At 57.7% G+C, this 13,651-nt stretch carries 10 protein-coding genes; 3 read left to right on the top strand and 7 right to left on the bottom strand.

The features are described from left to right. Window positions 1-7 precede the first annotated feature (7 nt). Both QY76_RS11325 and hrpA read left to right on the top strand, forming a co-directional pair. Entirely contained in the window at window positions 8-334 is a 327-nt protein-coding gene (locus QY76_RS11325) for a YdbL family protein (RefSeq protein ID WP_012848608.1), read from the top strand. Between the two features lie 147 nt (window positions 335-481). After that, window positions 482-4,366 (top strand): ATP-dependent RNA helicase HrpA, encoded by a 3,885-nt coding sequence (gene hrpA, locus QY76_RS11330; protein WP_049648929.1) that lies wholly within the window; start codon window positions 482-484, stop codon window positions 4,364-4,366. Window positions 4,367-4,384: 18 nt separating this feature from the next. Here the strand turns inward: hrpA and QY76_RS11335 are convergent, their stop codons facing one another. The 3 genes from QY76_RS11335 to QY76_RS11345 all read right to left on the bottom strand — a co-directional run bounded on the left by QY76_RS11335 (window position 4,385) and on the right by QY76_RS11345 (window position 7,586). Continuing rightward, entirely contained in the window at window positions 4,385-5,197 is an 813-nt protein-coding gene (locus tag QY76_RS11335; RefSeq protein ID WP_034163396.1) for a serine protease, read from the bottom strand. A 912-nt stretch (window positions 5,198-6,109) separates the two neighbouring features. Then, on the bottom strand, window positions 6,110-6,976 hold the full coding sequence (locus tag QY76_RS11340; RefSeq protein ID WP_034163397.1) for a YopJ/AvrA family T3SS effector serine/threonine acetyltransferase: 867 nt from the start codon (window positions 6,974-6,976) through the stop codon (window positions 6,110-6,112). A 40-nt stretch (window positions 6,977-7,016) separates the two neighbouring features. Next, entirely contained in the window at window positions 7,017-7,586 is a 570-nt protein-coding gene (locus QY76_RS11345) for a recombinase family protein (RefSeq protein WP_034163398.1), read from the bottom strand. A 201-nt stretch (window positions 7,587-7,787) separates the two neighbouring features. Between QY76_RS11345 and QY76_RS17985 the strand changes: the two genes are divergently transcribed. Further along, complete coding sequence (locus QY76_RS17985; protein WP_256379298.1) at window positions 7,788-8,192, top strand: MmcQ/YjbR family DNA-binding protein; 405 nt, start codon at window positions 7,788-7,790, stop codon at window positions 8,190-8,192. A gap of 213 nt (window positions 8,193-8,405) precedes the next feature. Here the strand turns inward: QY76_RS17985 and agp are convergent, their stop codons facing one another. From agp to rstB, 4 genes are all read right to left on the bottom strand, one after another. After that, window positions 8,406-9,644, bottom strand: a complete 1,239-nt coding sequence (gene agp, locus QY76_RS11350) for a bifunctional glucose-1-phosphatase/inositol phosphatase (RefSeq protein WP_034163399.1) — start codon at window positions 9,642-9,644, stop codon at window positions 8,406-8,408. Between the two features lie 259 nt (window positions 9,645-9,903). Beyond that, on the bottom strand, window positions 9,904-10,386 hold the full coding sequence (locus QY76_RS11355; protein ID WP_045428362.1) for a GNAT family N-acetyltransferase: 483 nt from the start codon (window positions 10,384-10,386) through the stop codon (window positions 9,904-9,906). Between the two features lie 387 nt (window positions 10,387-10,773). Continuing rightward, window positions 10,774-12,288 carry a carboxypeptidase M32 gene (locus tag QY76_RS11360; RefSeq protein WP_045428359.1) on the bottom strand — a complete coding sequence of 505 codons (1,515 nt, stop codon included), beginning with the start codon at window positions 12,286-12,288 and terminating at the stop codon, window positions 10,774-10,776. A 49-nt stretch (window positions 12,289-12,337) separates the two neighbouring features. Next, on the bottom strand, window positions 12,338-13,648 hold the full coding sequence (rstB, locus tag QY76_RS11365; protein WP_034163402.1) for a two-component system sensor histidine kinase RstB: 1,311 nt from the start codon (window positions 13,646-13,648) through the stop codon (window positions 12,338-12,340). Window positions 13,649-13,651 lie beyond the last annotated feature (3 nt).

A 13,651-nucleotide genomic window follows, 5' to 3' on the forward strand; every position in this document is an offset into this window, starting at 1 on the left:
AGGAGGGGTGAAACGTTATCGGATTCTGCTGTTTTGCGCTGCGCTGGCACTGAGCCTGCCGCTGCGGGCGGTAACGCTGGATGAGGCCCGTGCTAGCGGGCGGGTCGGGGAGACCCTCAGCGGCTATCTGGCCGCCCGCAGTCAGGACGCCGAGACGCTGGCGCTGGTGGCGCGGGTCAACCGGGGGCGGGCGGAAAGCTATCAGGCGCTGGCGCAGAGCAACGGCGTCAGTCGCGACAGCGTGGCGCGCCTGGCGGGCGAAAAGCTGGTGGCCCGCGCTCGGCCCGGCGACTACGTGCAGGGCATTAACGGCATGTGGCTGCGCAAGCCGTGATCAGCGCCGGAGGTCGGGGGTAAAGTGCGCGCCCTGTCACACTCTGACCCCGTGCCCGTCTGTGGTAAGATAGGGAGATAACAGGATATCAACTGCCGCGCCGGGCGAATGCGTATCGCACCGGCGCCTTTCCAAGGAATTCTGAACGTGAAATCCCCGCTTGGTGCGCTGGCCGACCAGCTTGATGATGTCATGCTGCGCGATCGCCAGCGTTTGATGCGCCGTCTCCAGGGCGCCAATAAGATCACCCAACCCGATACCCTGCAGGCGACCGCCGCGACGCTGGCGGAGGAGATCGCCCGGGCGCGTCAGGCGACGGCCAACCGGCGCGCCGTCTGTCCGACGATTAGCTATCCGCCGGGGCTGCCGGTCAGCCAGAAGAGCGAGGCGCTGCTGGCGGCGATCCGCGATAATCAGGTGGTGATTGTCGCCGGGGAGACCGGGTCCGGTAAAACGACCCAGCTGCCCAAAATGTGTCTGGCGCTGGGGCGCGGGGTGCGCGGGATGATTGGTCACAGTCAGCCGCGCCGCCTGGCTGCCCGTTCGGTGGCAGAGCGTATCGCCCATGAGCTGGATACCCCGCTGGGCAGCTGCGTGGGCTATAAGGTACGCTTTAGCGATCGGGTCGGCGACAACACGCTGGTCAAGCTGATGACCGACGGGATCCTGCTGGCGGAGATCCAGCAGGACCGCCTGCTGATGCAGTATGACACGCTGATCATCGATGAGGCCCACGAACGCAGCCTGAACATCGACTTTATCCTGGGCTATCTGCGCCAGCTGCTGCCCAGGCGTCCTGACCTCAAGGTGATCATCACCTCGGCGACCATTGATCCGCAGCGTTTCTCCCGCCACTTCAATAATGCGCCGATCGTCGAGGTGTCCGGACGTACCTATCCGGTTGAGGTGCGCTACCGGCCTATCGCCGATGGTGAAGGCGATCGCGATCAGACCCAGGCGATTATCGATGCGGTGGATGAGCTGCGCCATGAGGCGCCGGGCGATATTCTGATCTTTATGAGCGGTGAGCGTGAGATCTGCGATACCGCTGATGCGCTGAACCGCCTTGAACTCCCCCATACCGAGGTGCTGCCGCTGTATGCTCGCCTGTCCGCCGCCGAGCAGAACCGGGTCTTTCACGCCCATAGCGGGCGGCGTATTGTGCTGGCGACCAACGTGGCGGAGACCTCGCTGACGGTGCCGGGGATCAAATATGTTATCGATCCCGGTACGGCGCGCATCAGTCGCTACAGCTATCGCACCAAGGTTCAGCGGCTGCCGATTGAGCCGATATCCCAGGCGTCGGCCAATCAGCGTAAAGGGCGCTGCGGCCGTGTCTCCGACGGGATCTGTATCCGGCTGTACGATGAACAGGACTTCCTGTCGCGTCCCGCCTTTACCGATCCGGAGATCCTGCGCACCAATCTCGCGTCGGTGATCCTGCAGATGACGGCGCTGGGGCTGGGCGATATTGCCGCCTTCCCCTTTGTCGAGGCGCCGGACAAGCGCAATATTCAGGATGGGGTGCGCCTGCTGGAGGAGCTGGGCGCGGTCACTGTCAATGCGCGTGGACACCAGCAACTGACCGCGCTGGGACGTCAGCTGGCGCAGCTGCCCATCGATCCGCGTCTGGCGCGCATGGTGATCGAAGGGGAGCGCAACGGCGCCCTGCGCGAGGTGATGGTGATCGCCGCCGGGCTGTCGATTCAGGACCCGCGTGAACGGCCCGCCGATCGTCCCCAGGCGGCGGATGAGAAGCACCGTCGCTTCAGCGATAAAGAGAGCGACTTTCTGGCGCTGGTCAATCTGTGGAACTATCTGCGCGAACAGCAGCAGGCGCTCTCCGCCAACCAGCTGCGCAGGCTGTGTAAAAGCGAATTTCTCAACTATCTGCGGGTGCGCGAGTGGCAGGATATCTATACCCAGCTACGTCAGTCGGTGAAATCGCTGGGATTCCATATTAACAGTACTCCCGCCGATTACCGGGCGCTGCACTGCGCGCTGTTGAGCGGTCTGCTCTCCCACATCGGGCAGAAAGATGTCGAAAAGCAGGAGTTTACCGGCGCACGCAACGCCCGTTTCGCCATTTTCCCCGGCTCGTCGCTGTTTAAGAAGCCGCCCAAGTGGGCGATGGTGGCGGAGCTGGTGGAGACCTCCCGCCTGTGGGGACGCGTCGCTGCCCGTATCGATCCGGAGTGGATCGAGCCCTTGGCACAGCACCTGATTAAGCGCAGCTATAGCGATCCGCACTGGGAGAAAAGCCAGGGGGCGGTGATGGCCAGCGAGAAGGTCACGCTGTATGGTCTGCCGATCGTCAACGAGCGGCGGGTCAACTACGGACGTATCGATCCGCTACTGTGCCGAGAGCTGTTTATCCGCCATGCCCTGGTTCAGGGGGAGTGGCAGACAAAGCACGCCTTTATGCGCGCCAATCAGCGCCTGCGCAGCGAGGTCGAAGAGCTGGAGCACAAATCGCGTCGCCGCGATATTCTGGTGGATGACGAGACGCTGTTTGCTTTTTATGACCGCCGGATCGGTCAAGAGGTGGTGTCGGTGCGCCACTTCGACAGCTGGTGGAAGAAAGCGGGGGCTGCGCAGCCTGAGCTGCTCAACTTTGAAAAGTCGATGCTGATCAAAGAGGGGGCGGCCCGCATCAGCGCGCAGGATTACCCCAACGCCTGGCAGCAGGGCAACTTTCGCCTGCGTCTTTCCTATCAGTTCGAGCCGGGCGCGGACGCCGACGGCGTGACGGTGCATATTCCGCTGGCGATCCTGAATCAGATCGAGGATCGCGATTTTGATTGGCAGATCCCCGGTATTCGCCGTGAGCGGGTGATGGCGCTGATCAAGTCGCTGCCGAAGCCGCAGCGGCGTAACTTTGTGCCGGCGCCCAACTATGCCGATGCCTTTCTGGCCCGTGCGACGCCCTTTGAGCTGCCGCTGCTGGAGTCGATGGAGCGTGAGCTGCGCCGCATGACGGGTGTGACGGTGTCACGCGATGACTGGCAGCTGGATCAGTTGCCCGATCACCTGAGCGTAACGTTCCGGGTGCTGGACGATCGTAACCGGCCACTGGCCGAAGGTAAGTCGCTGGAGGCGCTGAAGCAGCGTTTGAAGGATCGTGTGCAGCAAACCTTGTCGGCGGTGGCGGACGATGGCCTTGAGCAAGCGGGGCTGCATCTGTGGAGCTTTGGCCAGCTGCCACAGTGCTATGAGCAAAAGCGCGGCGGCTATGCCATCAAGGCCTACCCGGCGCTGGTGGATGAGAAAGAGAGCGTGGCGATCCGGCTCTTTGAGACCGAACAGGAACAGCAACAGGCGATGCGCACCGGCCTGCGCCGGCTGCTGCTGCTGAATATTCCATCTCCGGTGAAGTATCTACATGAAAAACTGCCGAACAAGGCCAAGCTGGGACTCTATTTTAATCCCTATGGCAAGGTGCTGGAGCTGATCGACGACTGCATCGCCTGCGGCGTGGATACACTGGTGGCGCGCCACGGCGGCGCCGTCTGGGAGAGCGCGGCATTTGAGGCGCTGCATGAGCGGGTGCGCGGCGAGCTGAATGAGACGGTTGTCGCGATTGCCGCACAGGTCGAGCGCATTCTGACCTGTGCCAACGGGATCAATAAGCGTCTGAAAGGGCGGGTAGACATGACGATGGCGCTGGCCCTCTCCGATATCAAGGCGCAGATGGGTGGGCTTATCTACCGGGGCTTTGTCACGGCCACCGGCGCGGATCGCCTGGCGGATGTGGAGCGCTATCTGCACGCTATCGAACGTCGCCTGGAGAAGCTGGGCATCGACCCACACCGCGATCGGGCTCAGATGCTGCGCGTTGAACAGGTACAGCAGGCCTGGCAGCAGTGGCGTAACCGTCTACCGTCGGTGCGGCATCAGGCGCCGGAGGTGCTGGCTATCCGCTGGATGATCGAGGAGCTGCGCGTCAGCTATTTTGCCCAGCAGCTGGGTACGCCCTATCCGGTGTCAGACAAGCGTATCCTGCAGGCGATGGAGGCGGCGGAGCAGCCATAGCCGCGCCGCCTCGGTGCATCAGCGCATCAGGCGCTGCAGCCCCGCGTTGATCGCGGTAACGGCGACGGCGCGATTATCGGCCAGCGCCCGGTTTTCCGCCGCTGGCGCCGAGCTTTGGATCGCGACCAGCGTCCATCCGGCCGCCTGGCGCATCAGCAGCGGCGATCCGCTGTCGCCCGGCAGCGTATCGCAGCGGTGGCTCAGCACGCCGCTCTGTGCCCAGCCGGTGATGAGGCAGTCGCGGTGGCGATAGAGGACATCCAGATGATCCTGTGGATAGCCGGCCTGGGTGACCTGGCGGCGCTGCGCCTTCAGCGCGGCGCTCAGCGCCTTCTGCGTCCCTTGCCATACCGGCAGCGGACGCAGATCGGGCAGGGGGCCGGCCGTGATTTCCACCAATCCATAATCCTGCGCCGCCGCCGCCGGTGGAACGATCCAGCCATCGCCGTCGGCCTTGAGCTTTTTGTACAGCTGCGGATTGACCCGCGTCTGTAGATGAGGTGACTGATAGCGCCACTTACCGTCCTGAGATATAAAGCGTAGCGCGACGGCGCGATCGATTTTCCCCGGCGGCGCCAGCAGGCAGTGACCCGCCGTCAGCGCCCAGCGCGGCGCTATCAGGGTTGCGGTACACAGATTGCCGCTGGCGGTTTCGACCTGACCGATGGCGTTCCATGGCCAGTCGGCGACCTCACTGACGCGATCGCGATCGTCGTGACCGAAAAACAGCTGTCGCTGCTGATAAGGAGTAAGCCCGTCATCCGCCAGGGCGGCGTGCGGTAGCCAGGGAGTTAATAACAGCGTAATGCTCAAAAGGGCAGGAAAGCGCATGGTTAATTCCGTGAATCGTCGTGTTATCTATCGACAGTGTAGTCAATCGGCGGTGCGCTATGCACGTCATCTGATGCAGCTAAACATAAAAACAGGCTGCGATGATGGCGCATAGAATGAGCAATAGCATCAACAGCTCGAAGCGATAGTGACGGAACATAGGAGTACCCAGAGTCAGAGCGGGCCGATAGGATAATGGTAGAAGATTGGCCGTGCCCCGACTGTGGGGGAATGGTTTCGGCATGTAACCCTTTGTACGCTGTCGTCGGATTCTTTAATTAGTTACAACATACATATGATTTATTTCCCTCATCTCCTGAGGCCAACGCCTTAACGGAAAGTCACAGCCGCTATTCAGAAAAGGAAGCGCTGCGGTTGACTCATGGCATAAAGCTCCTGGATTGGCGAAAGAGAGGTCTGGCGCACCGCCGGGCAAGGTGCTCTTTGACGGCCGCTCGATTGAGCTCACCCGCCGATTTATCTCTGATACTGATGAATGACCTCATGCGTATTGGCTGATGAGGTCATTCCCTCTGGCTCCCACGTTAGCCGTTTGCTCAATGCCAGGAACAAGCCTGATGATGGCACCGTTTTGCATCCGCTGATGCCGTAATGACTTCAGCGGCGATGGTGGACAGGCTCACGGAGGAAGAATTCATATTGTATCAGATCGGTAACCGGCGCCTTTGTTGGTAAGATTCGTGAGGAGGATGAAAAAGAAATTGTTGAAGGGAAACACCCTGTGTTTTGATAAAACTTAAGCTGAACAGAAAATGGCAGGTGGTTTCTGGCAGGCTTGGTTTGAGCTGTCGGGATTCGTCAAACCTCAGACTCCCGTGTTCAGCCAGTTCATCCCAGATCCGTTTCATTTTTCAACTTAGCGCTTTTGTTGATTAAGACTTCCAAAGTCCGTTATGGTTTGAGAAGTGTTTTATATTCAGTCACTCTCTTTTTATGTGCCGAAACTGACAGCTCCTTTCCGTCTATAATCGATTGATTTTTATCAAACCTGTTAAGGATAGTTTCATTTTTTTTGTTAATAACAGTAGCCGCTCCCTGTGGATTAGTATTTAAATATTCATCAAGGCGTTTTTTACCCTGAGTATGTTTGTAAAAAGTTACCGGGAGATACGGATCCAGCTTATCGTGGGGGAGGGGCGTTTCACTATCAGTTAATGTACCGTTGATATTATCTTCATGTATTTTCAACAATTCATTCCTCTCTGTATAAAGTTTTTTTGCCAGCGCTAGACTAAAAATACCACATTCAGATGAGCTTCGCTGAATATCCATTTCCACCATAGAGAAATGGCAATCAGGTAATTGATAACGCTCAATTGCTATTTTTGTCCTTAATGCCAACATCGCTGGCCCCATACTGTTGAAGTTTGCTGGCTCAAACAATATCAGAGATGTTTTTCCATTTATATGTTTATAATCAATTACACTAAAATGTATGCCCTTATCCCCCATATTAATTATGAACTTGGAAGACTCAGCCCCATTATCTATTTTATTTTTTATTTCTAGAGAAAGATCCTGTGGCGATTTAATGAAATTAAGATTCATTTCTGGAAATTTATTGTTCGCCTGTGCCACCAATGCGGGCATGATTTTCATATCCGTGCTTGAATAAATTTTATGGGGCCAGGAGCCATCCTCTATATCAGCTTCCAACTGTGTTATAATATTTTTAAGTTCTTCATTGTTAATTAAGGTGGGGGTGTCTTCGTTTAATAAACCACCGAATCCGTTTGTTTGTGATATGGGTCCAATCATTTATTTATCCTCATTCAGGGGAATACCAGTGATATGAATTTTATGTTCCGAATAAACGCTGCCTTGCAATAAGACGTCCAATCGTTGATGGGTGAACCCGGAACAGATGGACAGCATCAGCGCCTGTTTTCTGCCCCGATGTGACGAGCGAGACAATCTTTTTTGGGTGCTGGGAGGGTGATTTTTTAGGGCCTCGTCCATCTGTCCGCCCCTCCTGGTGTGCCGCCGCAAGTCCGTTTCTTGTCCGCTTACGAAGCATAGCACGTTCAAATACGGCAAAGGAGCCAGCGATCTGCATCATCATCCTTCCTGCCGGAGAGGATCTGTCAATATTTTCGGTAATGCTGCGGAAATCATCCCCTATGTTTTCAATCTTCTCCTGCGCCAGCAATAAATCCTTCAGATAGCGGGAAAGACGGTCCAATTTCCATACAATAACCTGATCATCCCTGCGTAACCGTTGCAAAAGTCGTGGTAACTCGAGGCGATCCCATCGTCTGCTCGATGCTCTTTCCTGGCGTATCAGTTCACACACGGCTGACTTTAGTGCTGAGATCTGAGCCTGAGTATCCTGTTCCTGTGTCGAAACTCGGGCATAACCGATGAGCATAATTTCGATTTCCGGTTACCATTTATTTTTATATTGCAATATATTTCTACAGTTCACAAGACGGTATGGTTACGTTGGGATAGGCATGGTTACAAAAACGTTCGTTGATGCGTCGTGATAAAGTGAAGAAACGTTGGCCGTTATCGCAGCTACCCGATCACTACCCCAAATCCGTTTAAAACTGAGCAGGCAAAAGAGATCATTCAGTCTACCAGAGAAAAATATCACAGCGAGCTGGAATTTTTATGGCCGCGCACGCCTGATAATGTCATCTCCCGATGGGAAGGCAATGGAAAGTGGTACGGCGCCATACTGCGCGTAAAGAGCGAAAAGCGGGGCGGTATCGACAAGCGCATGGTTGAAATTATCAATGCAAAAATGGCTCCGGACGATATTTCTACGTTGGTCGATGGCAGAAGATATTTTCCTGGTTATCACATGAACCAAAAATACTGGAGCACTATTCACCTAGACGGCGGGGTTCCTCTCGCTGAGATTTGTAGGCGCATAGGCAATAGCTTCGCGCTGGCGGCCACGCGTGCGATGACTTCGCCACCTAACTTCGCCGGTGGGCTGCCTGTGTGGTGGGTGACATCATCACGGTAGGTGAGCCGATGGTTAAACACGCCCTACGCCCTGACCGATCCGCGCGCTCACCGTTTTATCACGCTGTAAAATCATCCGGTGATATTGATATGTTCGCTCCGGCGACAGGTGATAACCCCGGTGCGAGACAGGGCGCCGGGCGGCATTTTACCTCTCCAGTCGCAGGCCCGGGGAGGGCGCTGAGCGTCATCCCCGAGCCGTATCGGTGTAAGATTACTGCGCCGCGTGATTAAGCACCGCATTAAATTGTTCGACCGGACAAAAGCCGTTGGCATCTATCGGACAGCCGCTGAGCGCAAGCGTCACCCGCTGCGGCGGTGACGCCAGCGTCAGGGGCGCGGCATCGCGTAGCTGGCGGGTGCTTTGATACAGGTACTCAATCTTCATCATCTCTCGGTTTTTTGCCGTATCCCGCCAGCGCTGGAATACGATTTTTCCGCCGATGGGCGTACGTTCATACTGGTCATGCAGCCGGTAGGGTTTGAAATCCAGCGCCGTCAGCAGCGAGGCGATATTCGAATCATGTCCCACCAGTAGGGTTATCTTCGGCGCTTTCGCCGCGTCGGTCACCAGCGCCTTATCCAGGTATTTTACCAGCGGCTTGGCGACGTTACGCGCCACCGCCGGGGAGGTAAACAGGCTGTCTTGATAGCCGTTTTTCAGCTGCGACAGACGCTGCCACTGCGCGTCGGTGTTGATCTCGCCCCATGCGACCTGATCCGCCGGAAAACCTTGGTAATACTGCAGGGTAAATGCATCGACCAGCGAATTACCGATCTTCAGCGGCCCGGAGACGCTCGGCTCCTGCCCCAGGTTAGCGCTAAAATGATCCTTTCCGTCCGCCAGCGAACACAGGTGCTTCTCTTTGCATGCCGGGGAGTCTTGATAGTCTACGATCTTCGCCAGCAGCCTGTAGCTATCGCCCAGCTGCATTTTCTGCCGCTCACTCTCCATCGCCTTCAGCGCCTGTTCGCGAAACGCCGGAGAGGCATCCGTAATCACCGGATTAAACGTGGGATCCATGGTGCCCATCTTATCCTGGTGATGCACCGCGATATCGCACCCCGGAAACGCGCCGGTAATGAAGAACTGCGCAGTAGCGACGGTGCGCTGCAGGCTGTTGGCGTAGGCATACACCGCCTCGGGGGCAGGACATTCGCCGCTGTTGATAAGCCCCTGCTGCGCCAGCCATTCACGCACATAGTGCCCCATGTACACCTCTAGCACGCCGCCTTTGGTGGTGAGCTGTCCGCCCGGGACATCCCACTGCGGCCAGGCTTTGGCTGTTGATTGCTCCAGCACGCTCCCGTTATTGGCCAGTGGGGCTCGTAGATTGTGCCGGCTCATGATCAGCACCTGCTGCAGCTGGTATCCCTGCGGTTCACCTTGCGCCTGCACGGCGCCGGCCGCTAGCAGTGCCCCGACAACGACTGCGACTATCTGTTTTTTCATCCCTAACTCCTTCGCTTTTTTAATACGCCGCAAAAGTGTGACAGGTTGGCGATAATTTGCCTGGCGCTATACCGCAAAGTTACACCTACGCTGCGTGTAGACTTTACCGGCAAGCGCGGGCCATCGCATAAGCGGCGGCGTCTCTCAGCCGGAAAGGCACCCGCGGCTTTGCCGCTTTATCTCCACAGGGACGGCGCCTAGGCGCCATTGGGGCAGAGTGTGCGCTCAGCGTGCAGGTTAGGCATGCAGGAGATAATGTTTATGTGTTATTTTGTTGTTTTGTAATGTTTTTTCTCATTGTGGCCTGCTGTAATCTCACGCCCCGGCAGACAGGGAACCCTCTCTTCACCACATGAAAACCATGTCGCATAAAGAACCGTTCGGCAGCCTGGCTTACATTTGACGTAAGCGCACTCACTCCGAGCCGGATGGCCTCTTCATGAAGGCGATTCATCAATAATGTCCCGACGCCTTGGCCGGAGCAGGTTCCCGAGACAAAGAAATGGTCTATGTATCCATTGGGCTGAATATCGGCGTATCCAGCGATTTCGCCATTTATCTCAACGATAAAGGGACGCAGCTCCCGCATGTGGCTGGCCCATTGTTCTGGGTCGATATCGGCGGGAGCCCAGGCTGTGATTTGTTCACGAGTGTAGTAGCGTGATGCAATGGTATGTACAGAAGAGAGAAAGACGCGGAATAACGTCATTTCATCCCCATGTCTAAACCTTCTTATTTTCATCAAACCTCGCTGGTCAGGTGGGGAGATCCCGGCTGATAAATTCGTCGTTTATGGTGTTAGCGCTGCCGTTTCAGCGTTATTCCGGCGCTTCCAGCGACAACCAACCTAGACCTGACAAGGGACGGCTGTGCTTGGCACGGCCACGCCGATATAGCGGGGCGTTATAACGACCTCTCTGATGCAGAAAAAACGGAGCCGCCACCAAATAGAATGGACTTGCGGCGCTGCGGCGCATTGTGCAAACGCTGTTTATACCCAACAGGCTCCGCGATCCCGCGCGGCGTCGGCAATAACGCCGAGAGTGGGATCGCATCGCGATTTTCTAGGCTATCGAGAAAGACGATAATCGCCCATGCCCTCCCGTAGCGCGGAATATGCACACATGCCTTATCGTAAACTATCTTCTGTTTCCTGCGGAGAGCCAAGATAGCGCTGCTCCAGGTGGCGTCGCAGGTAGTCTGGGTTCAACGGCTCACCGCAGACGTTGCGGATCAGGGTATCGGTGTCCCAGCGTGAGCCGTGGCACCAGATATGTTGACGCAGCCAGTGGCCGATCGGTGCGATATCGCCGGCGGCGATCTGCGCCGGGAGATCGGCGATATCCCGGCGGGCGGCGGCGTACAGCTGCGCAGCATACATCGCGCCGAGGGTATAGGTGGGGAAGTAGCCAAAGGCGCCGTCAGTCCAGTGAATATCCTGCATGCAGCCGTCGCGGTAGTTGCCGGCGGTGCTCAGCCCCAGCGTACGGCGCATCTGGCTATCCCAGAGCGCCGGAATGTCCTCTACCTCAATCTCGCCCTCAATTAGCGCCCGTTCGATCTCATAGCGCAAAATGATGTGCGCCGGATAGCTGACCTCATCGGCATCGACCCGGATATAGCCGGGCTTGACGCGCTGATTGAGGCGGACAAAGTTTTCCGCGCTGAAGGCCGGATCGGCGCCGAAGGCCTCGATAACCCACGGGCGCAGGAAGTTCAGAAAGCCGTGGCTGCGCGCCAGCTGCATCTCAAAAAACAGGCTCTGGGACTCATGGATGGCGGTAGAGCGCGCCTCGCCCAGCGGTTGCCCCGCCCAGGCCTGCGGGAGATTTTGCTCATAGCGGGCATGACCGGTTTCATGCACGACGCCCAGCAGCGCGCTAAGAAAGTCATCGCGGCTATAGCGGGTGGTGATACGAACGTCCTGGGGGACGCCGCCGCAAAAGGGATGGGCGCTGACGTCCAGGCGACCGTGGACAAAGTCGAAGCCCAGCTGCGTCATGATACGCAGCCCCAGCCGGCGCTGCGCCTCCTCATCGAATGGCCCGCGCGGCAGCCGTGGCGGCGTGCGCTGCTGCCGTTCCACTACTTGCTGCAGCAGCGTGGGCAGCCAGCCTTTAATCTCGCCGAACAGGGTGTCGAGGCGCGCGCTATTCATCCCCGGCTCATACAGATCTAGCAGGGCATCATAGCGGCTGCATCCGGCGTGGTCGGCGCGGATTTTGGCCTCTTCCCGGCTTAGCCGGACGACCGGGCGCAGATTCTCCATAAATCCATGCCAGTCATTATTGGCGCGCTGCGTCCGCCAGGCATGCTCGCAGCGCATTCCGGCCAGGGATTTCTCCTCGACCAGGGCGGCGGGGAGCAGGCTGGCCTGCGCGTAGCGGCGCTGCATTTCGGCCAGATTAGCGCGCTGCTCATCGCTGAGGCTCTCCTGCGCGGCGCGCTGCAGCCAGACGCCGGTCTCCTCGTCGCACAGGATCCGGTGCATTAGCAGACTAAGCTCGGTGAGCGCCTCTGAGCGGGCGACGCTGCCGCCGGGCGGCATATAGGTCTGCATATCCCAGCCGGCGATGGCTGAAAGGTGGTCAAAGCGCGCCAGGCGCTGAAAGATCGTTTCCAAACGTTGGTAGGCACTGGTCATATATAGCGACTCCACGGCCCACCGGGGGCCGTTAGTAGGGGGATGGGGGTCAGGCTGAGGCGGCGGGCGCCAAAGGAAGCGTAGCGCTATGACGTGGCCAGGTAAACAGGAAACAGGCGCCGCCCAGCGACGAACTGCTAATCGCGATCTGCCCCTGATAGGCCTGCACGATACTGTAGACGATGGCCAGCCCCAGGCCACAGCCGCCGGTGGCGCGATCGCGGCTGGGATCCAGCCGGACAAAGGGTTCGAAGACCCGCTCACGCTCTGCGGCGGGAATACCGGGCCCATCATCCTCCACCTGGAGGCAGCCATTATCGCCGTCAAACCACAGCCCGATACGGAGCTTGTCCTGATTATAGCGCAGGGCGTTGTTGATCAGATTATCCAGCAGGCGCTCGAACAGGCGGATATCGATAGCACCGAAATCACCCCGATGGGGGATATCCAGCAAGATCTGCTGCTGAGGATGCATCTGGCGCAGCTCATTGGCCTTATCCTCCAGCCAGGCGGGCAGGTCGATCGCCTCCAGATGGGTGCTGACCTGGGGACGATCGAGGCGTGCATAGGTCAGCAGCTCATCGATCAATCCCTCCAACTGACCGATATCACGATTGATCGCCGCCTGCTCCTCGGCGCTGAGGCCATCGCTCATGGCCAGCCGGTAGCGCAGGCGTACCAGCGGTGTCCGCAGCTCGTGGGCAATCCCGTCAATCAGCTGCTTCTTGCTGGCGATCAGGGTATTAATATTGTCGGCCATACGGTTAAACGCAACCCCGAGGCGATGCAGGCTGGAGGTGCTGTCAAAGTGCGTTCGCTCCTGCAGATGTCCTTCGCCCAGGCGCTGGGCGGCGTTTTCCAGCCTGAGCAGGTCCTGCCAGTGGGGGCGCATCCACAGAAATACCGGCAGCGCCAGCGAGAGTCCGATAAGCAGCATCAGGGCAAAATCAAACAGGCGCATCTCATGCAGGAAAAACAGGTAGGGGATTGGTCCGACCGCCAGGACATAGTGGCTGCGTGGAATGCGCTGTAAAAAAGTGTATTCGCTGTCCAATGCGACGATCTCGCCCTCGCGCAGTTTACGATCCTGTCCAGGGGAGAGATGGCGCTTGCCGAGAGGCTCGATATGAAACTGAAACGATAGATTCCAGTCGAGTTTGTCGATGGTCTTGTTCCAATCGCGCGGCGGGATCTCACGCAGCTGGCTGCGGATCAGATACAGCGAGCTTTTCATCAGATCATCCATCGACTGACGGCCGGCGCGCTCGGCGGTGACCTTATAGACCAGCCCGACCAGCATCGCCATCACCAGGAAGCAGACGAACAGCAGCAGGTAAAACTGAATGAACAGTTTGCGCATCGG

Origin of the sequence: Edwardsiella sp. EA181011, assembly GCF_000800725.1 — a bacterium.
In the GTDB taxonomy this organism is placed as follows: domain Bacteria; phylum Pseudomonadota; class Gammaproteobacteria; order Enterobacterales; family Enterobacteriaceae; genus Edwardsiella; species Edwardsiella anguillarum.